The 19,892-nt window shown below is 71.2% G+C and carries 19 protein-coding genes and 1 riboswitch; of the genes, 15 read left to right on the top strand and 4 right to left on the bottom strand.

Annotated elements, in window-relative coordinates; genetic code table 11:
• The first annotated feature begins 106 nt into the window (after positions 1–106).
• Positions 107–439, top strand: a complete 333-nt coding sequence (locus GNZ18_RS36950) for an SHOCT domain-containing protein (protein ID WP_216651565.1) — start codon at positions 107–109, stop codon at positions 437–439.
• A gap of 37 nt (positions 440–476) precedes the next feature.
• Here GNZ18_RS36950 and GNZ18_RS36955 read toward each other — a convergent pair whose 3' ends face one another.
• Positions 477–1,121: a MarR family winged helix-turn-helix transcriptional regulator gene (locus GNZ18_RS36955; protein WP_156221546.1), complete on the bottom strand. Its 645-nt coding sequence runs from the start codon at positions 1,119–1,121 to the stop codon at positions 477–479.
• A gap of 335 nt (positions 1,122–1,456) precedes the next feature.
• On the opposite strand from GNZ18_RS36955, the gene GNZ18_RS36960 reads away from it, so the two are divergent.
• Together GNZ18_RS36960 and otsB are read left to right on the top strand one after the other, a co-directional pair.
• On the top strand, positions 1,457–1,804 hold the full coding sequence (locus GNZ18_RS36960) for a DUF3263 domain-containing protein (protein ID WP_156221548.1): 348 nt from the start codon (positions 1,457–1,459) through the stop codon (positions 1,802–1,804).
• A gap of 20 nt (positions 1,805–1,824) precedes the next feature.
• Entirely contained in the window at positions 1,825–2,634 is an 810-nt protein-coding gene (gene otsB / locus GNZ18_RS36965; RefSeq protein ID WP_312874955.1) for a trehalose-phosphatase, read from the top strand.
• Positions 2,635–2,758: 124 nt separating this feature from the next.
• On the opposite strand, the gene GNZ18_RS36970 is transcribed toward otsB, so the two are convergent.
• Both GNZ18_RS36970 and GNZ18_RS43460 read right to left on the bottom strand, forming a co-directional pair.
• Positions 2,759–3,340, bottom strand: a complete 582-nt coding sequence (locus tag GNZ18_RS36970) for a PadR family transcriptional regulator (RefSeq protein WP_156221552.1) — start codon at positions 3,338–3,340, stop codon at positions 2,759–2,761.
• 241 nt (positions 3,341–3,581) lie between these two features.
• Entirely contained in the window at positions 3,582–5,774 is a 2,193-nt protein-coding gene (locus GNZ18_RS43460) for a serine/threonine-protein kinase (RefSeq protein WP_312874956.1), read from the bottom strand.
• Positions 5,775–5,829: 55 nt separating this feature from the next.
• Here GNZ18_RS43460 and GNZ18_RS36980 point away from each other — a divergent pair, with 55 nt between their 5' ends.
• The gene (locus GNZ18_RS36980) at positions 5,830–6,381 is read left to right on the top strand and encodes an RNA polymerase sigma factor (RefSeq protein WP_131761458.1); all 552 of its coding nucleotides are present in this window, start codon (positions 5,830–5,832) and stop codon (positions 6,379–6,381) included.
• Between the two features lie 120 nt (positions 6,382–6,501).
• Positions 6,502–7,584, top strand: a complete 1,083-nt coding sequence (locus GNZ18_RS36985; RefSeq protein WP_156221556.1) for a sulfotransferase family protein — start codon at positions 6,502–6,504, stop codon at positions 7,582–7,584.
• Here GNZ18_RS36985 and GNZ18_RS36990 read toward each other — a convergent pair.
• Entirely contained in the window at positions 7,567–9,051 is a 1,485-nt protein-coding gene (locus GNZ18_RS36990) for an alpha,alpha-trehalose-phosphate synthase (UDP-forming) (RefSeq protein WP_156221558.1), read from the bottom strand. The two genes, GNZ18_RS36985 and GNZ18_RS36990, sit on opposite strands and share 18 nt — an antisense overlap.
• 99 nt (positions 9,052–9,150) lie before the next feature.
• Between GNZ18_RS36990 and GNZ18_RS36995 the strand changes: the two genes are divergently transcribed.
• From GNZ18_RS36995 to GNZ18_RS37040, 10 genes are all read left to right on the top strand, one after another.
• Positions 9,151–10,113 carry a cation diffusion facilitator family transporter gene (locus GNZ18_RS36995; RefSeq protein ID WP_156221560.1) on the top strand — a complete coding sequence of 321 codons (963 nt, stop codon included), beginning with the start codon at positions 9,151–9,153 and terminating at the stop codon, positions 10,111–10,113.
• Between the two features lie 187 nt (positions 10,114–10,300).
• A riboswitch (SAM riboswitch) is annotated at positions 10,301–10,442 on the top strand.
• A gap of 16 nt (positions 10,443–10,458) precedes the next feature.
• Positions 10,459–11,703 (top strand): threonine synthase, encoded by a 1,245-nt coding sequence (gene thrC, locus GNZ18_RS37000; protein ID WP_156221562.1) that lies wholly within the window; start codon positions 10,459–10,461, stop codon positions 11,701–11,703.
• A gap of 43 nt (positions 11,704–11,746) precedes the next feature.
• Positions 11,747–12,025 carry a MoaD/ThiS family protein gene (locus GNZ18_RS37005; protein ID WP_156221563.1) on the top strand — a complete coding sequence of 93 codons (279 nt, stop codon included), beginning with the start codon at positions 11,747–11,749 and terminating at the stop codon, positions 12,023–12,025.
• 43 nt (positions 12,026–12,068) lie between these two features.
• Positions 12,069–12,674: a nucleotidyltransferase domain-containing protein gene (locus GNZ18_RS37010; protein ID WP_156221565.1), complete on the top strand. Its 606-nt coding sequence runs from the start codon at positions 12,069–12,071 to the stop codon at positions 12,672–12,674.
• A 55-nt stretch (positions 12,675–12,729) separates the two neighbouring features.
• The gene (locus GNZ18_RS37015) at positions 12,730–12,990 is read left to right on the top strand and encodes a hypothetical protein (protein WP_156221567.1); all 261 of its coding nucleotides are present in this window, start codon (positions 12,730–12,732) and stop codon (positions 12,988–12,990) included.
• Positions 12,991–13,219: 229 nt separating this feature from the next.
• Entirely contained in the window at positions 13,220–13,825 is a 606-nt protein-coding gene (locus tag GNZ18_RS37020; RefSeq protein WP_156221569.1) for a DUF4760 domain-containing protein, read from the top strand.
• A 519-nt stretch (positions 13,826–14,344) separates the two neighbouring features.
• Positions 14,345–15,973 (top strand): chaperonin GroEL, encoded by a 1,629-nt coding sequence (gene groL, locus GNZ18_RS37025; RefSeq protein ID WP_156221571.1) that lies wholly within the window; start codon positions 14,345–14,347, stop codon positions 15,971–15,973.
• 1,378 nt (positions 15,974–17,351) lie between these two features.
• The gene (locus tag GNZ18_RS37030) at positions 17,352–17,747 is read left to right on the top strand and encodes a hypothetical protein (RefSeq protein ID WP_216651566.1); all 396 of its coding nucleotides are present in this window, start codon (positions 17,352–17,354) and stop codon (positions 17,745–17,747) included.
• Positions 17,748–18,659 carry an LURP-one-related/scramblase family protein gene (locus GNZ18_RS41605; protein ID WP_216651567.1) on the top strand — a complete coding sequence of 304 codons (912 nt, stop codon included), beginning with the start codon at positions 17,748–17,750 and terminating at the stop codon, positions 18,657–18,659. It begins immediately after the preceding gene.
• Between the two features lie 90 nt (positions 18,660–18,749).
• Positions 18,750–19,097, top strand: coding sequence for a hypothetical protein (locus GNZ18_RS37040; RefSeq protein WP_173391000.1), 348 nt, complete (start codon positions 18,750–18,752; stop codon positions 19,095–19,097).
• Positions 19,098–19,892: the final 795 nt, after the last annotated feature.

A 19,892-nucleotide genomic window follows, 5' to 3' on the forward strand; every position in this document is an offset into this window, starting at 1 on the left:
TACTCCGGCGGGCGTAGCGCGGGAGTCTCCGGCTGGACGATGACGTCCCCCTGACCCGTCGCCGAGCATCGACTCATCCGCACACAGGAAGGGTCGAGGAACCATGATGACGACACTGGCGGCACAGGTCGCGGCGAGCCCGCCGGCATGGCACGACGGCGGCGACCCGCCCGCGTTCTGGCCGATCTTCCCCATCACGTTCGGGCTGCTGTGGCTGGCGGTGCTGGGCACGGCGTTCTACCTGATCCGCCGCCGGATCGCGGCGGGCGGCGGGCGGCCGGGGCCGGGCGGATGGCGCGGCTTCGGTCCACCGGCCGCGGCGCACGAGGCGGACCCGATGCGCAAGGCCCAGTCGATCCTCGCCGAGCGTTTCGCACGCGGGGAGATCGACGAGGACGAGTACCTGATGCGCATGTCCGCGCTGCGCAACGGCGGCTGAGGGCGGGGCCAGGGCCGTGCGGGGCACGACGGCGCGGCTACTCGGCGCCGGCCTCCTCGAAGATCTGGTCGATGCCGTCCGGGTACATCGGTGCCCGGGCGGCGGCCGCGTCGGCGAACCGGGTGAGCAGCCGCGCGAACTCGGAGCGCTCGCCCTCCGACCAGCCGGCCATCAGCTCGTCGAGGTAGGCGCGGCGGAACCGCTCGGAGACCTGCTTGACGCGCCGTCCGGCCGGGGTCAGGCCGAGGTTGGCGCGGCGCGCGTCCACGGGGGAGGGGCGCCGCGACACCAGGCCCGCGTCGATCGCGTGGCCCACCAGGCGGCTCGCGGTCGACGGGTCGACCTCCAGCCGTTCGGCGACCGCGCCGACGGTCACCTCGCACGCGCAGTCCGCCTCGTCCGGCGCGGGCCTCTTCCGCTCCTCGCCCGCCTCGGCGGTCAGCGCGGCGATGGCGTTGACGACCATCAGGTTGGAGATCTGGAGCGGGCGCCCGCCGGGCCCGCCGGACGTCTGGGCGCGGATGCGCTTCATGAGGTCGGGCTTGGCCCAGACGCGGCGGAGGTGGAACAGCGCCACCCCGATCTCGGCGAGGACGGGGTCGGCCTCGGGCGGGGGGTGCCCGGCGGACCGCTCGGTGGACCGTTCGGTGGACCGCTCGGTGGCGGAGGTCTCCGTCGCCATGCCAGGTCTCCCGTTCCATGCCGGTGATCGCCGATCTCCCACCCTAACGCATGTAGTGTGCATGCTTTCTTTACGCCGACCTTATGCGGGACCCCGGCGGCTGCTGTGACGAGCGTTCGCGATGGGACACGAGCGCGTGAAAGAGCCCCAGGTGAAGGGGGATGTGATGCACTGAACGGGGCTCCCGTTCTTCCGCGCGAACCGCCGGAACTTGTCGGCGCGGACGGCTAGCATGGCACCCTGCCGAACCCGGACGTCCCGGGATCAGTAACCACAGAGGGGACCTCATGCACGCGGCGGATGCCCCCGGCGACGGCCCCCAACAGGACGGAAGCATGGACGATGGCGCAGCCCTGCAACCCGTGAACGACAGTCTGGAAGACGACGGCCCGGAAGGCGACGGCCTGGAGGCCGAAGCCGCCTTCCCGGCCGGCCTCCTCTCCGAGCGCGACCGCCAGATCCTCGCCTTCGAGCGGCAGTGGTGGAAGTACGCCGGAGCCAAGGAGCAGGCCATCCGCGAGCTGTTCGACATGTCGGCGACGCGGTACTACCAGCTCCTGAACATCCTGATCGACCGGCCCGAGGCGCTGGAGTGCGACCCGATGCTCGTCAAGCGCCTGCGCCGGATGCGGACGCAGCGGCAGCGGCGGCGCGCCGCGAGCCGACTCGGCATCCGGCCCTGACATGACCAACACTGGTCGGTGTGAACTCTCCCCAGTCTGTGACGGCCGCCGGAACGGGCGGCCTCGACGCGATCCGTGACCATCCCGCCCGGGCCGTGCTCGGATTCGACTTCGACGGCACGCTGGCGCCGATCGTCGCCGATCCGGCCACGGCCCGCGCGCATCCCGGCGCCGCTCCGGCGCTGGCCCGCCTCGCCCCGCTGGTCGGCGGGCTCGCGATCGTCACCGGACGTCCCGCCGCGATCGCGGTGGAGTACGGCGGCTTCGCGGGCATCGACGGCCTGGTCGTGCTCGGCCAGTACGGGCGCGAGCGCTGGGAGTCGGGCACGCTGACCGTGCCCGACCCGCCGCCCGGCATGGCCGAGGCGCGGGCGAAGCTGCCCGGCGTGCTGAGCGCGGCGGGCGCCCCGCCGGAGGTCGGCGTCGAGGACAAGGGCCAGGCGATCGCCGTGCACACGCGGCGGTGCGCCGAGCCGGAGGTCGCGCTCGAACGGCTGCGCGGCCTGCTCGCCGCGCTCGCCGAGCGGACCGGCCTCGTCGTCGAGCCCGGACGCTACGTCCTGGAACTGCGCCCGCCCGGCACGGACAAGGGCATCGCGTTCCGGTCGTTCGTGGACGAGCGCGGCGCGAACCCGTCCGGCGTGCTGTTCGCGGGCGACGACCTCGGCGACCTCGCCGGGTTCGCCGCCGTCGACGCGCTGCGCGAGGAGGGCGTGCCGGGGGTGAAGGTGTGCAGCGGCTCCGCCGAGGTCACCGCGCTCGCCGAGCGCGCCGACCTCGTCGTGGACGGCCCGTCCGGCGTCGTGGAGCTCCTCGGCTCACTGCCGTAGCGGGGGAGTCGCGCGGCCGACCGGCCGCCACCCCGCGCCGATCCCGCCGCGAGAGAAGGAACCGCCGCGGCCGTCCAGGACGGCCACGGCGGTTCGTGGTTGCTCCGGCTCGCCCCGGCGGCGCTCACTCGGCCGCGGGGTCGTCGGCGAGGATCCCGTAGAGGCGGCGGCGGGCGTCGTTGACGACGTCCAGCGCGCGCTCCTTCTGGGCCTCGCTGCCGACGGACATGACCTGCTGCAGGGCGCCGAGGAGCTGGCCGATGGCCTCGCGCCCGCGCATGACGTTCTCGCCCGCGGCCTCGGTGACCTCGTCCCAGGGGGCGACGGTCTGCGCCGACGCCTCCTCCCGGCCCGCCTCGGTGAGCGCGAACAGCCGCTTGCCGCCCTGCTCCTCGCTGCTGACGAGCCCCTCGTCCTCCAGTATCTGGAGGGTGGGGTAGACCGAGCCGGGGCTCGGACGCCAGACCCCGCCGGTGCGGTTGTCCAGCTCCTGGATCATCTCGTAGCCGTGCATCGCCCGCTCGGCGAGCAGGGCGAGCAGCGCCGCCCTGACGTTGCCGCGCCGGGTGCGGCGGCCGCGGCCGCCGCGTCCCCGGTGGCCGGGCCCCGGGCCGAAGCCGCCCCAGCCGCCGAACGGATCGCCGCGGCGCGCGCGCTCCTCGGGGCCCCGGTGGCCGCCGCGCCTTCTCATGTCGGGCTCTCGCATCGCGTGCTCCTTCGTGTCGGTATCGGTTGCGATGGCTTAACGATATATCGAGATCGCTCGCGATGCAACAACGAGTATTGACATCCGTCTCCGGGGTGTGGTTTCCGGGCATGCCGAAGGCGCCGCGCGCGGCGCGGATACGCGGTTCGCGGCTGCCGATGCGGGACGTGGGCGACGTCGCTCGCGAGGGGGCGCGGTACGTCCCGGGACGACGTCCGCTACCTCCCCTGGGGGCCCGGGACTACGGGCCGGTGACCTTCAGATGGTCGAGGATGTCCTTGGTGGCGGCCCGCCCGTCGGTCTCCTTGACGCGGATCCACAGGCCGAACTTGCCGGAGGCGTCCTTCAGGCCCACCTCGGTGACCGACGCGGTCCCGGACTTGCAGCCGGTGTAGCGCGTGATCGTCCCGCTGAGGGCCTTGTCGGGCGTGGTGTAGTTCTCCGGCGCCGACTTGGTGCACCTCGGGTGCACGGCGGCGGTGGGCGGGGGGAGCTTCCCGTCCTGGACGTCGGTGGTCATGCCGATGAACACGCCGGGCCCGGCGCCGTCGCCGAGGAAGGCGGCCTTGTTCGGGGTGGCGCGCAGCACCGGCCGCGGCTGCGCGTCGTTCAGCCGGACGGTGGACGGCGACCACGTCGGCTCCTGCTGCTTCGGCCACGCCTTCGGCACCGCGGCCTTGATCTTGCCCGAGGTGTCGGAGACCTCGGCGAAGTCGGCCGGGAGCGCGGACGACTTCTTCCCGCCGCCCTTCTTGCCGCCGTCGTCACCGGAGAACAGCGTGCCGAGGGCCAGCCCGCCGACGACGGCGAGCACCAGCACGACCGCCGTGATGATCAGCGGCGTGGCGAACTTCCTGGGTGCCCCGCCGCCGCCCGAACCGCCGGAACCCGGGCCGCCCGCCTTGCCGCCGCCCGCGCCCTTCAGCTTGCCGAGCAGGCCGCCGCCCTTCGCGCCGGACGGCTGCCGGCCCTGCCCTGGGGGAGGCGGCTGGAAACCGGTCGGGGGCGGGGGATACCCACCGCCGGGACCGGGTCCGGGCCCGCCGGGGCCGCCGGGTCCGGGGCCGTGCATCGGAGGCGGGGGGCCCTGCCCCGGGCCTACCGGCCCGTGCGGGGCGGGCGCGTTCTGGGGCGGGCCGCCCTGCTGCATGGGGAACGCGGCCGTCTTGACGTCGTCGCCAACGCCACCGCCACCGCCGCCACCGCCGGGAGACGGGGGCGGCTGGTAGGTCACGGTGTGCTCGTCCTCGTCGGGGACGGTCGGCGGCTCGACCCGTCCGCCGAACGGGCCGCCGGCCAGCTGGTCGACGATCGTCGCGGGCTCGCCGCCGGCGGCGGGCTTGGGCGGGACGCGCATCTCGGACGTGTGCACGTCGTCCGGGCTGGACGGCGAGGGCGACGGCGGCGGCTGGTCGAATATCGTCTGCGGCGCCTGACCGGCCGCGGGCGCCGGGGGCCGCTCGGGAGCGGCGCCCTGCTTCTGCGCCCCCTGCGCCTGCCCGCCCTGTGCTTGCCCGCCCCGTGCCTGCCCGCCCTGCTTCTGCGCGACCGTGCCGTCCTGGTAGTAGTCCTGGATGGTCGCGTCCGGCTCGATGACGGGGGCCGCCGCGTACGCGGGCGGGACCGCGGCGCCGGGCAGCACCGTCGGGCGCAGCGTGGACAGCGCCTCGGCGAACGCCTCGGCGGTCGGCCACCGCTTCTCCCGCTCGGTCTCCAGCGCCCGCAGGATGACCTCGTCGGCGGCGGGCGGCAGCCCCTCGCGCATCTCGCTCGGCGGCGTCTTGACCGGCGCCGGGCCGGGGGCGCGTCCGGTGACCATGTGGTAGGTGAGCGCGCCGAGCCCGTACACGTCGGCGCGCACGTCGAGGCCACCGCCGAACCGCGCCTGCTCGGGCGACATGTAGCCGGGCGTGCCGACCGGCAGCGTGAACGCGCCGGAGGCGTGCGCGAGCGCCTTGGCCAGCCCGAGGTCGGCGATGAGCAGCTTCTCGCCGCCGCTGTTGGTCGACTGGAACAGCACGTTGGACGGCTTGAGGTCCCGGTGGATCACGCCCAGCGTGTTGATCACCTCGACGCCGTAGGCGATCTCCTCGGCGAGCGCCAGGGCCTCGTTGACCGGAAGTGGCCGCTCTCGCATCCGGTCGCCCAGCGTCCCCCGGTCGGCGTAGGACATCACGAAATAGGGGCGCCCGTCGGGGAGCTCACCGATGTCGTGCACCCGCACCAGCCGCTCGGAGTCGGCCCGGCGCAGGATCCTGGCCTCCTCAAGGAACCGGTTGCGCACGTCGAGGTCGTCGATCAGGCTTCCGGACAGGACTTTTATCGCGACCTGCGAGTCGAGCGCGTCGTCGTGCCCGAGCCATACAGAGGCGAACGCCCCCGAACCCAGGACGCGATCGATTCGGTAACGGCCGACTGATGGTGGGAACGACACTCCCGTATCATCCCAACAAACGGGGTGAGTGTGCGAACGAGCATTGAGGCGCCGCATGGCATTCGACGAAAGGACCGAGGAGCTGGCGGTCAAGGCCGCCCAGGGCGACCAGTCCGCGCTGAACGAGCTTCTCCGCAAGATCGAACCGGACGTGCTGCGGCACAGCTCCCGGTTCCTACCCTGCCGGCAGGACGCCGAGGAGGCATGCCAGGACGCGTTGCTGCAGGTCGCGCGGAACATCCATCGCTTTGAGGGGCGGTCGCGCTTCAGCACGTGGCTGCACGTCGTCGTCGCGAACTCCGCGCGCTCGACCTACCGGTCGCTGAAACGCCGCTCGGTCGAGCAGGCGGGCGAGCTCCCGCAGCAGCGCCCCGACCCGCGCCGCACCAGCGTGATCGCCGGTTCGCGCGTCGACATCCTCGACGCCATGGAGGACCTGGAGGCGCGCAAGCCCGACCTCATCCAGGCGCTCGTCCTGCGGGACGTGTCGCAACTGGAGTACGCGGAGATCGCCGAGCAGCTCAAGCTGCCGCTCGGGACGGTCAAGTCCCGCATCCACGAGGCGCGCAAGCAGGTCCGCCAGACCCTCGGCGAGTCCTACACCTGACCCGCTTCCCCCTCCGCGCCCCAACCCGGTGGGGCGGAACGTCAACGGCTCGGTCATCGACCGGCAACCATGCCGTAAGTGGGAGGGCGCCGGGCGGGCGCGTCGGTCACCATGCCGAGCATGTCTCCAGCCCAGCTCGGCTCCCGCTCCGACCGTCCCGTCCGTCCCGCCCGCCTGGAGGGGCTCGGGGGCGGCGTCCGGCCCGGTCCGCCCGACCGCCCCATCTTCGTCTTCGGCTGCCCCCGGTCGGGGGCGACGCTGCTGCGGCTCATGCTGCACTCGCATCACCGCATCGCGATCCCCACCGAGACGAAGTTCGTCCTGCCCGCCTACACGGCGCGGTTCGAGTTCGGTGACCTCGGCGAGAGCGAGAACAGGCGGGCGCTGGCGGAGTGGCTCACCGGAAGCAGGCGGACGCGGTTCCACGCCCTCGGCCTGGACGCGGCCGAGGTCGCCGAGGAGATCGCCGCCGGTCCGCCCACGCTCGGGTCGGCGCTCGCGCTCGTCTTCCACGCCTACGCGCGCCACTGCGGGAAGGCGCGCTGGGGCGACCGGCGCCCGAGCTACGCCCGGCACGTGGGGACGCTGCTGCGGATGTTCCCCGGCGCGCAGTTCGTCCACCTCGTCCGGGACGGGCGGGACTGCGTCGCGTCGCTGCGCGAGATGCCCTGGTACGAGCACGACGTCCACCACGCGATCTCGGTGTGGCGGGAGACGATCGACATCGGGCGGCGGCTCGCCGGGCGCCTCGGCCCGGACGCCTACTACGAGCTCCAGTACGAACGGCTCATCGCGGACCCGGCCGACGAGCTGATCCGGCTCTGCGAGTTCCTCGGCGAGGACTTCGACCCCGCGATGACCCACCCGCAGGTCGCCCACGGAGGGTTCCCCGTCCCGCCGCCGCGCGGATCGCACGCCCGCGCCTCGATCACCGCCGACCACGTCGGCTCCTGGGCCGAGCGGCTCGAACCGTGGGAGATCGCGCTGGCCGAGGCCGCGTTCGGCGAGCGGCTGGCCGAGTACGGGTACGAGCCGAGCGGGCTGCCCAAGCCGTCCGCCGCGCGGCTCGCCCGCCTCGGCCGGACGAGCGCGCACCGCCGGATGGCGCAGCACAAGGCCGACCTGCGCGAGCGGTGGCAGCGCCGGCACGAGCCCGGCCCGGTGGAGTCCCTGCTCAGGGCCGTCTCAGTCGAGGGCGGCTAGCTGGCCCGCGAACCAGCGGCGCGGCGGCAGCGCGGTCGCGGCGGCGGCCAGCCGCGCGCAGCGTTCCGCGCGCCGCTCGCGCGGCATCAGCAGCGCCCGGTGCAGCGTCTCCGCCGTCTGCGAGACGTCGAACGGGTTGACCATGAGCGCGTCGCCCGACAGCTCCGCCGCCGCCCCCGCCTCCCGCGACAGCACCAGCGCGCACCCCCGCTCCGACAGGACGGGCCCCTCCTTGGCGACGAGGTTCATGCCGTCCCGGATCGGGTTGACCAGCAGCACGTCGGCGACGCGGTAGGCGGCGAGCGAGCGCGGGTAGTCGTCGTTGACCTGGAGGACCAGCGGGTCCCAGTCCGGCGTCCCGAACTCGTCGGTGATCTGCTTGGCCGTCCGCTGTACGGCCGCCGTGTACTCGCGGTATTCGGACAGGTCGTAACGCGACGGGTAGGCGAACGCCAGATGGACGACCCGCCCGTGCCATTCCGGATGGTTGACGAGCAGCTCCCGGTAGGCGGCGAGGCCCCGGACGATGTTCTTCGACAGCTCCGTCCTGTCGATGCGCACGATGAGCTGCCGGTCGCCCACCTGGTCGCGCAGCGCCCGCGCCCGCTCCACGACGTCCTGCTCGGCGGCGCGGCGGCGCAGCGCGTCCCCGTCCACCCCGAGGCCGTGCACGCCGACCCGGGTGGCGTGCCCCGCGCGGGTGACGGTCCCGGCCGCCCGGTCCACGCGCGCGCCCGGCAGGAACCGCTCGCAGCAGTCGAGGAACGCCGCCGCCCAGCGCCCGGTGAGGAACCCGGCGTGGTCGGCGCCGAGGACGCCGTGCAGGACCTGCGCGCCGATGTCGTCCGGGAGCAGGCGGTAGTAGTCCGGCGGCGCCCAGGGCGTGTGCGAGAAGTGCACGATCCGCAGGTCGGGACGCCGGTCGCGGAGCATCCTCGGCGCGAGCGACAGGTGGTAGTCCTGGATCGCGACCTTCGCCCCGGGAGCCGCGTCCCGGGCGAGCGCGTCGGCGAACGCCGCGTTGTACGCCTCGTAGGACTGCCAGTCCCGCCGCGCCCTCGCGTCGAAGTGCGGGACGCGCGGGGTGTCGAACAGCAGGTGGTGGACGAACCAGAGCGTCGAGTTGGCGACGCCGTTGTAGGCGCGGTGGAAGGTGTCGGCGGGGACGTCCAGCATCCGGACGGCCGCGCCGCCGATGTCGTGCCCGTCCAGGTCGAGCCGCCCCTCGGGGGCCCGGCGGGCGGCGGCGCGGTCGGCGTCCCCGAGGCTCGCGCACACCCAGAGCACGCCCGGGTCGCCGCGTCCGGGACCGGGAAAGCGCGGCGGGCCCGGATCGGGGGCCGCGCCCACGACCCCCGCGAGGCCCGAGACCAGCCCGCCCCCGCCCCGCCGCATGACGAGCCCGCCGTCCTCCGACAGCGAGAACGACACCGGGCCCCGGTTCGACGCCACCAGCACTTGGCTCATGACGGCAGGGTCTCAGCCGCGACCGCCGCCCACCAAGCACCCCGCGCGGACGTGACCTCCCTCTCGGTTAGCCGGATCCGCTCCGGGTAACGCGTCGGGATGAGCAGGGCCGAAACGAACAAGACCGTGCTCGTCGCCGGTGCCGCGAACCTCATCCTGACCTTCACCAAGCTGGTGGCCGGGTTGCTCGCGGGATCGAGCGCGATGCTCGCCGAGACGGCGCACTCCGCCGCCGACACCCTCAACCAGGGCTTCCTCTACGCGTCACTGCGGCGCAGCGCACGCCCCCCCGACCCCCGCCACCCCTTCGGCTACGGCAACGAGCGCTACTTCTGGTCGCTGCTCGCCGCGTTCGGGATCTTCGTCGCCGGCGCCGGGTTCTCGATCTTCGAGGGCATCCTGACGATGACCGGGCACGGCGGCGAGGGGACGCAGGTGTGGCTCGCCTACGCCGTCCTCGGGCTCGGCGTGGTGCTGGAGGGCGGGTCCTGGGTGCGGGCCTTCACGCAGGCGCGCCGGGAGACCCGCGACAACGGCCGCGACCTCGTCGACCACGTCCGCCGGACGCCCGACGTGACCTTCAAGGCCGCCCTCTTCGAGGACTCCGCCGCCGTGGTCGGCCTCGCGATCGCCGCCGCCGGGCTGACGCTGCGCGAGATCACCGGCTCCTCGTTCTGGGACGGGCTCGCCTCCGTCCTCATCGGCCTGCTGCTGGTGACGGTCGCGCTCGCCCTCGGCCGCGACAGCATGGGCCTGCTGATCGGCCGCGCCGCCGACCCCGCCGACCTGCGCCGGATCCGCGCCGAGATCGTCGGCGCGGACGGCGTCACCGGCGTGGACGAGTTGCTCACCATGCACTTCGGCCCCGACGAGCTGCTCGTCGCCGCCAAGGTCCACTTCTCGGACGCCATCAGCGCCGACGAGGCCGAGGACGTCGCGGGCGAGATCGACCGGCGGCTCCGCGAGCGGGTGCCGATCGTCCGGCACGTCTTCCTCGACCCGACCCAGCGCCCCCGCCCGGCCGAGGACGCCCCCAGCGTGATCAAGGACTCACCCGGGTAACGTCTCCAACGGCGGACCCACCTGTCTGGAACCCGGTCAGATCATGTAAAGTTCGCATACGAGCCGATAGCGCTCATAGCGGGGGCTCTGCCTTCGCAACAACTGAATACCGCTCATCCAGAGGGGTGCAGGAAGCAGAGTGGCCGAGGGGCCGGTCTTCCAGGTCAGCCCTCACACAACTGAATACCGCTCATCCAGAGGGGTGGAGGGACCGGCCCGACGAAGCCCCGGCAACCACCCGGCTAGCGTGCGCTCGCGATCCTGCGGGGCCGGCCGGGAGATGGTGCCAACTCCGGCCTGCGACCAAGGTGGCGCAGGGAAGATGGGAGAAAGGCCCTCGCCCTCATGGGACTCACGCCTGCCGTTGACCTCGGACCCGCTACCGGTCTCGTCTGCCGCGAATGCGGCTCCACCCGCGACCTCGGCCCGCACTACGTGTGCGAGGAGTGTTTCGGTCCGCTGGAGATCTCCTACGACTTCGGCGGGATCACCCGCGCCGACATCGAGTCCGGCCCTAGCAACATCTGGCGGTACCGGGGGCTGCTGCCCGTCCCGGCGTCCGTCGTCGACACCCCCAACACCGAGCCCGGCCTGACCCGGCTCGTCCGCGCCGACAACCTCGCCGAGAGCCTCGGCCTCCAGCGCCTGTGGGTGAAGGACGACAGCGGCAACCCGACCCACTCCTTCAAGGACCGCGTCGTCGCGGTCGCGCTCGCCGCCGCCCGCGAGCTCGGCTTCAAGGTGCTGGCCTGCCCCTCCACCGGGAACCTCGCCAACGCCGTCGCCGCCGCGGCGGCCCGCGCGGGGATCCGCAGCGCGGTGTTCGTGCCGTCCGACCTGGAGTCGCAGAAGATCATCACGACCGCGGTCTACGGCGGGACGTTCGTCACCGTGGACGGCAACTACGACGACGTCAACCGGCTCGCCTCCGAGATCGCGGGGGAGCAGGACGACTGGGCGTTCGTCAACGTCAACGTCCGGCCCTACTACGCCGAGGGCTCCAAGACGCTCGGCTACGAGATCGCCGAGCAGCTCGGCTGGCGGCTGCCCGACCAGATCGTCGTGCCGGTCGCGTCCGGCTCCCAGCTCACCAAGATCGACAAGGCGTTCGGCGAGCTGGTCAAGCTGGGCCTGGTCGAGGACAAGCCCTACCGCGTGTTCGGCGCGCAGGCCACCGGCTGCGGTCCGGTGGCCGCCGCGTTCAAGGCGGGCCACGACGTCGTCCGGCCGGTGAAGCCCGACACGATCGCCAAGTCCCTCGCCATCGGCAACCCGGCGGACGGCCCCTACGTCCTGGACATCGCCCGCCGCACCGGCGGCGCGGTCGAGGACGTCACCGACGAGCAGGTCGTCGAGGGCATCCGGCTGCTCGCCCGCACCGAGGGCATCTTCGGCGAGACCGCGGGTGGCGTCACGGTCGCCACGCTGGGCAAACTGGTGGAGAGCGGCGCGCTCGACCCGTCCGCCGAGACCGTCATCATCAACTCCGGTGACGGGCTGAAGACCCTGGACGCCGTCGCGCCCGTCGCCCGGCCGTCGGCGAACATCGCCCCGACCCTGGAGGCGTTCCGCGCCGCGGGCCTCGCCTGACCTGCAAGCCGCCGACCGCGCCAGACAACGAAGGAGCCAGTACATGAGCAGCGTGTCCGTCCGCATCCCGACGATCCTGCGGACCTACACCGGCGGTGAGGCGGAGGTGAAGGCCGAGGGCGACACCCTCCGCGCGGTCGTCGCCGACCTGGAGGCCGGCTACCCCGGCATCTCCGCCCGCATCCTCGACGACTCCGGCAAGATCCGCCGCTTCGTGAACGTCTACGTGGGGGACGAGGACGTCCGGTTCGCCGAGGGCCTCGACACCACCACCCCCGACGGCGCCCAGATCTCGATCATCCCCGCCGTCGCGGGCGGCTGATGACCGGGGCTTTTCCCCTGCTGAACCCGGGTAAAGCCCCAGCATGGGCATAGCTGACGACATCGAGGGCTCGATCCTGGCGCACCCCACGGTGCGCCGGATCGAGCTCGTCGGCTCCCGGGCGCGCGGCACCGCGACCGAACTGTCCGACTGGGACTACCACGTCACCGCCGACGACTTCGGCCGCATCGCCTCCGACCTGCCCGCCCTCGTCGCGCCCTGGCGTCCGCTCGCCGCCCAGTGGGACCGCCTCGGCGACGTCGCGGGCTACCTCCTGATCTTCCCCGGCCCCACCAAGGTCGATCTGCTCTTCCCGGACGTCCCGCGCCGCTCCAACCCGCCCTGGCGCGCGGGTCCCGACACCCTCGCCGCCATGGACGCCCATTTCTGGGACTGGTCGCTGTGGCTCGTCAGCAAACGCCGCCATGGAATGAAGGACCGCGTCCGAGGCGAACTCCTCCGCATGAGCCTGCACATTCTGGAACCGCTGGGCGTCCATTCCATCCCGCCCACTCTGGAAGAGGCGGCGACCCACTACATCCGCGCCCGCGACCGCCTGGAGGCGCGCTACCGCCTGCGCCTGTCCCGCCGCCTGGAACAGGAGGTGCTACCCCTCGTCCTCTACCGCCCGACCGGCCTGGCCTCGTAGTAGGGCGGTGTCCCGCCCGTGAGGGGTCCCGCGACGGGATGCGTAGCGTCAGAGCATGCAGGTCCTGCTCGTCATGGCAGAACTCCTCATCTGGACGCTGATTCTCCTTTTCCTCTTCGCCCTCGGCTACGCGGCGGGAGCGGCCACCGGACTGGGCGACCCGGCCTGCATACGGATGGGCGTCTTCGCGGTAGGCGGCAGCCTCATAATGATCACTGCGATAATCCTGCGCAATTCATGGCGCGGCCGCCGGAGCGAAGAACCACCCCCTGAAAACGACCCGCCCGACATGGACCACTACTGGTCCCGGGACTAGGTCGAAGCCCGGCTGCCGCTCGTGCCGCCGCGCCGAACCGCCCGGTGTCACGCGGATCGAGTATCGGTCGCGCCGGCCAGAAACCGTGCGGAGCCGGTCACCGTCCAAGTTCGGGAACGGTCAGCGACTTCCCCCATCGTGACGACACCGCGGGAGGCAATCCACAATCGCCCCAGGCCGCGCGGAGCAGCCACGCGCGGACGGCTCCTCGGAAGCAGGTGCTACCGGTTTGTCGACCCTCTTGAACGTCGCGGCCCTCATCATCGCCGCCTGCGCGTTGATTCTCTCGACCCTGATCGCCCTTCGGCAGTCCCTCCTGCAAGAGAGGGCCAACGCGTCACCCGCGCTCCTCACCCTTCTCTCAGAATATCGATCGCCCGCGTTCCACAAGCGCTACGAGTACGTCTGTCGACGGCTCGCTCAGGAGCACTCTCCCGACCTCGGCCTCAGCGGCCTCCCCGAGGATGCGCAAGAGGCCGTTTATGACATCGTCTACCACTACATGGACTTCGCGACCCTGGTGGGGCTGGGCATTCTCAACGAGCGCGAGGTGCTCGCCCTGGTTCGGCGCCGCGTCACCGCGGTGTGGGATGCCATCGCCCCCTACATCGTCCGCGAGCAGGAATTGAATCCCTCGGCGGGAACGTTCTCGTTCCTCGAAGCGCTAGCCGCCCACGCGCGAACATTACCGCCCGGCCAAGGGACCCTGGCCCTCCAGTGGAGCAGGCGCGGACGTTGGACCAGGCAGCGTCTTCTCCCCAAGCACTGGCGGCTCACCTACCTTGAACGCGCGCAAGCGGAACGCGCCCGCCAACAGCAGGGCTCAGAATCCTGAACAACCGTCGACACCGGCGCATGCTCGGCATCCACCTTCAGGCCGCCAATGACATCGACGCACGCCTAGGCATCGTTCTCATCACCCGCATTCAGGGCCGCCGGGGAGTCGACCAGGGGTCAGTGCGGTCGTCCAGGACGCCGTCCTCGGCGGCCGCTCCTCGCCCCCGGCCCGAACGCCGTCACCGCTCGGGAAGCAGGCCGTGGCACGGTCACCCCGGTATCGGGCTCTGGCTCGACACGTCTGACCAGGCTTGATGAGGCGCCATCGCAGGTGAGGCCGACTTGGGTCAGGTAGATCGACCTGTCCCCGGCGGTGAGGTGTGGCGCTTGCACTCGGCGGGGTAGAGTGCTAAAAAACGGTTGGCACTCTACTGTGGAGAGTGACAGCTTCACAGTCTGGGTCGGGGCGATGAGGCCTCAGTTCGGCGGCGGAATGGCAGCCGTCGGCGGGGGCCGTCCGTCGCGGGCGTCGGCTCGATCCTTTTTTAGCCACCTTGTTCCGGGAGGACTGGAGCCTATGGCTGCAAAGATGATCGCGTTCGACGAGGAGGCCCGCCGGGGTCTTGAGCGCGGCATGAACCAGCTCGCCGACGCCGTGAAGGTGACCCTTGGTCCCAAGGGCCGCAACGTCGTGTTGGAGAAGAAGTGGGGCGCCCCCACGATCACCAACGACGGTGTGTCGATCGCCAAGGAGATCGAGCTTGAGGACGCCTGGGAGAAGATCGGCGCCGAGCTCGTCAAGGAAGTAGCCAAGAAGACCGACGACGTCGCCGGTGACGGCACCACCACCGCGACCGTCCTGGCCCAGGCGCTGGTGCGCGAGGGCCTGCGGAACGTGGCGGCCGGGGCGAACCCGATGTCCCTCAAGCGGGGCATCGAGGCCGCGGTCGAGCGGGTGAGCGAGGAGCTGTCCAAGCTCGCCAAGGACGTGGAGACCAAGGAGCAGATCGCTTCGACCGCCTCCATCTCCGCCGGCGACCCGCAGATCGGCGAGATGATCGCCGAGGCGATGGACAAGGTCGGCAAGGAAGGCGTCATCACGGTCGAGGAGAGCCAGACCTTCGGTCTGGAGCTCGAACTGACCGAGGGCATGCGCTTCGACAAGGGCTACATCTCGCACTACTTCGTGACCGACCCCGAGCGGATGGAGGCGGTTCTCGAAGACCCGTACATCCTGATCGTTCAGGGCAAGGTGTCGGCCAACAAGGACCTGCTGCCCGTCCTTGAGGGCGTCATGCAGTCCGGCAAGTCGCTGCTGATCATCGCGGAGGACGTCGAGGCGGAGGCCCTGGCCACGCTGATCGTCAACAAGATCCGCGGCATCTTCAAGTCCGTGGCCGTCAAGGCCCCCGGCTTCGGCGACCGCCGCAAGGCCATGCTGAACGACATCGCCGTCCTCACCGGCGGCCAGGTCATCAGCGAGGACGTCGGCCTCAAGCTGGAGAACACCAGCGTCGACATGCTCGGCCGCGCGCGCAAGATCGTCATCGCCAAGGACGAGACCACGATCGTGGACGGCGCCGGTGACGCCAACGAGATCGCGGGCCGGGTCAACCAGATCCGCACCGAGATCGACAACACCGACTCCGACTACGACCGCGAGAAGCTCCAGGAGCGCCTGGCCAAGCTCGCGGGCGGTGTCGCGGTCATCAAGGCCGGCGCCGCGACCGAGGTGGAGCTCAAGGAGCGCAAGCACCGCATCGAGGACGCCGTCCGCAACGCCAAGGCCGCGGTCGAGGAGGGCATCGTCCCCGGTGGCGGCGTCGCGCTGCTGCAGGCCGGCACCAAGGCGTTCGACAAGCTGGAGCTCGCGGGCGACGAGGCCACCGGTGCCAACATCGTCAAGCGCGCTCTGGAGGAGCCGCTGAAGCAGATCGCCGTCAACGCCGGCCTTGAGGGCGGCGTCGTGGTGGAGAAGGTCCGCTCGCTCACCCCGGGCGAGGGCCTGAACGCCGCCACCGGCGACTACGTCAACATGTTCGAGTCGGGCATCCTCGACCCGGCCAAGGTGACCCGGTCCGCGCTGCAGAACGCCTCGTCGATCGCCGCGCTGTTCCTGACCACCGAGGCCGTCATCGCCGAGAAGCCCGAGAAGAACCCGGCTCCCGCGGGCGGCATGCCCGACGCCGGCGGCATGGACTTCTGAGCAGGTCCATTCCGAGTTCATCGTGATCTCGGCCCAGGGGGCCCGCCTCGCGGCGGCTCGTCCCTTCGGGCCGGGCTCGCGCGAGCGTCACAACGCTCCGCGTTCAGGCCCGGTGAGGCACGCCCCAGGCGTAGCCCCACCGGGCCTGCTAACGCTCCGCCCCGATACCGCGAAGCGCCGGTGGCCCGGTGCCCTGAAGTGTTGACGCATCGGTACGCCGATGGCGGCCCGGCACCCCGGTGTGTTGACGCTCCGGAGCGCCGACGGGCCGATGGTTCGGTGCGCCGATGCGTGGCTGTGCGGATGGCCCGAAGCGCCGATAGCCCGGTGGCCTGTCGACCCGGTGCTTGGGTGCGCCAACGCGCCGATGATTCGAAGCGCTGATGTGCCGCCGTGCAGATGACCTGAAGTGCCGGTGGCCTGTCGACCCGGTGCTTCGATGGGGCCGACGCCCCAATGCCCCAACGCGTCGATGGGCTGGTGCGCGGATCATTCGAAGCGCCGATGTGCCGCCGTGCAGATAGCCGGAAGCGCCGGTGGCCTGGTGGCCCAGTGCTTGGGTGGGCTGGCGCCCTGGTGTGTCGACGCGCCAACGCGCCGGTGGGCCGGTGGGCCGATGATTCGGAGCGCTGATGTGCCGGTGTGCAGATGGCCTGAAGTGCCGGTGGGTTGGTGGTCCGGTGCTTGGGTGGTCCGGTGCGCCGGAGCGCTGAGGCAGGGGAGCGCGGCGCCCGCGTTTGGTGGGTCCTCTCCGTCTGGCCGAAAGTGCGAAGGCCGCGCCGCCTTCGCCATGAGGCCCCCGGTCGCCTGGCGGATCTCGCGTCGGTACGCGGTGAGGCCGAGGCTGGCGTAGACGGTGCAGCCTCCAACGGTGCGCCTCCCTGGTGTCGGAGCCCCTTGTGGGCGGCAGTTCGGTGAGAGGCGTCCGGGCTTTTGAGGAAGCGGCGGGCCCTGGCCGCCGTCGACAACGCGGGGGCGTCCGGCTCCTTGAAGGAGTGGCGGCCTCGTTCGGTGGACGACATCGGTAGTCGCTTCTCGCCGTCCCAAGGGCGGGCCAGTGCTACCGGCTTCGCTTCTGCCCCGACATTCCAAGCTTGATGCTCCCGACGGCATTCGTTGAGCAGCGTCCATCGCCGGAACCTCGCGCCTGTCGCGTAGCAGTCCTTAGAGTGTGGGGCAGGGGCGCTGCTGCGGGGGCTCGAACATGTCGTTCACCGTTCCAGACGCGATGGGCCGGGCGTGGCACGTCCTCCACGTGCGTTTTCCTGGGGTTTCGTTTCGGTGGTCACAGGCGGCTTGGTGCCTGTTCCACCGATTCCTGGGATGTGACGGCGGGGAAGGGCTTCCGGACTCGGGAGCGGCTGGGCAGCATGGGGTGGTGACCTCGGACCAGCCTGTGCCTCGGGAGTTGAAGGCCGTCGACACGGCTTCGTTGCTCAGGCTGGAGGGGCGGGCACATGATCTCGGCCTCAGCCGACGCCAGGACCTGGAGTGGGTGCGCACGAACGCGGCGCCCGACGGGGACCACTACCTGTGGCCTGCGTTGTGGCACGACCTGTTCCACCGGCCCGATGTCCCTCGGCAACTGCGGTGCGAGCTGCTGCTCGCGCTTTCTGCGGGAGGCCACGGGTTGTGCCTCCTGGACGTCCTGCCCGAGGACTTCACCCCTCTGAGAACGGTGACTTCACGCGACGAGGGCCTGCCGGTCAGCCGACTTCTCGATCGCGCCCGGCTCATCGGGGATGGAGCGCTGAACGGGGACGACGCACCATAGGTGAGCCACCTGGACGGCAGCGGCCGGCTCGGTGGCGATCCGGCTCCACCGGACAAGGGCGTGTGGTGGTGCTCGAAAGGGGGTCCTGACGGGAAGAAGATGCTTGCCGCGCCCCGACCCGAGCGGGCATGTCGCCAGGCCAGGCAGGTTTCCTCTCCGAGTGAGCGCGGTTGCTGGGACGTCGCCTTGAAGAAGACCTTCCCCTCGGGGACCGGGCTTGGCAGGATCGCCGGTTGGGTGGGTGCAGCGGCGAAGATGGGTGACGCCCGATACGCGACGATTGAGGTGGCTCGTCCGGCCACCGACAAGGCAGGAGAACGCGTGCGCGAAGTGTTCAGCTCCTCGACCCTCAAGATCGAACAGCCTCGCAGGGGACCGATCGCCAAGTCGCGGTACAAGGTGCTCGACGGTGACGGCACCCTCCTCGCCATCGCGGGTGAGACCAGCGAGAAGGGGCGCGGTGAGGCCTTCCGGCAGGTCTTCCCCGGAAAGTCGGACCTGGACGCGCGCGCCGTCCTGCTGACGACACCCGATGGTGAGCCGCTGCTGGTGATCGACAAGCGGCGGGGGCGGGAGATCACCGAGGTGCGTGAGCCCGAGGGCGACATCATCGGCACCTTCGTCACCGAGCGGGTCGGCCGCCGCTATGTGATCCGCGACGGAGCCGACGCGGTGATCGGCGCGGTCGCGGTCGATCTGCCGCGCAACAACTTCGAGGTCGCCGACGCCGGGGGCGGCAAGGTCGCCCATGTGCGCAAGAAGTGGGCGGGACTCGCCACGCACCTGCTGACGACCGCGGACAAGTACAGCGCGGAGATCTACGACCCCGTCCCCGAGCCACTGCGGACGATCGCGGCGGTAACGGCGATCGTCATGGACCTGAACCTCCACGAGTCGAAGGAGATCACCTGACCGAGGCCCGGCGCGTGCATCGCCGCCCGAGGTTCGTGCCCAGGGGTTCCCGCTCGGCCCGCCCGGAGGTACGTTCCGATCGTGCAGGCCATGCGCGGACGCTCGAACGGCTGGTGGATCTCGCCGGCCATCCCGACGATCGCGAACTGCGTGCTGGCGTTGCTCTGGTTCTTCTCGGCCCTGGGCGGGTGGGGCGACGCCGCGTTCTGCGGTGACGATGACGCCCACGACCCCGGCTGCGGTGCCGCCTTCAAGGACGCGGTCGTGTTCTCCGTGCCGGTCGCCGCGGTTGCGGCCGTCCTCGCGGTGACGGCCTGGGCGACGCGGACCGTCCGCCACCATCCGGGACGGCTCGACGCGCTGCTCACCACCGCGGCGGTCGTGTGGGTGCTGGCCGAGGGAGTCCTCTTCGTCGGTGGGTACCTCGCGCAACCGTGAGCCGCGCCTGATCCGGATCGCACGGGCACGAGAGCATCCTCGAAGAAACTTCGGATGGTTCGAGACGCGCCGAATGGGGCGTTCCGTCGGGGTGATCCGGGACAAAACCCGAGGTCGGACGGCCGAAGAAGCGCCCCCTGACCGGGGTCGACGACCGAACCGGCCGCACTGACACGCGCGTGCCGGTTTGACGCCGCACCCTCCTGGGCATACTGTTCACTTCGCCCCACGGGGAGCGGGACGCCGAAAGGCGGCCGGCCCGGATGGGGAATCCACCACCGAACCAGCCGACGCGGCTTCGTCGTGTCTGCTGTACGGCGGTGGGCCGGAACCGGTTCGATTTTGACAATCGCGCCGAATCTGGTGAAATGGCTTCACCGCCTGGAAGGGCCGCGTGAGCGGAACGGAAAGGCGTTATCGGAAAAGCCCGGAAATTGACAAGCCGGGCGGATCCGATAAAGTAAAGGAGTCGCCCCGGAGCGGGGCTCGCGGAAGCGGGTTCGGCGCGGTGGGTGTCCGTTTCTTGAGAACTCAACAGCGTGTTAAAAGCCAGTGCCTTTATCGGCCCGGCCGTGATGCGGTCGGGTCGCCCCGTGGCCCTGTTCGTCCTTCTTCGGGAGGGTGGTTGGGGCTGGGGATTTCTTTGAGGCAATATGCCAACCCTTTTTGGGTTGGTGTTTGCTGGGATTTTCTTCTGAGGTTTGGCTGCTCGGGGTTCGCCCCCTGGGTGGTCGTGTGGCCTTGATGGAGAGTTTGATCCTGGCTCAGGACGAACGCTGGCGGCGTGCTTAACAC

The organism is Actinomadura litoris, assembly GCF_009733595.1.
Classification (GTDB): Bacteria; Actinomycetota; Actinomycetes; order Streptosporangiales; family Streptosporangiaceae; genus Spirillospora; species Spirillospora litoris.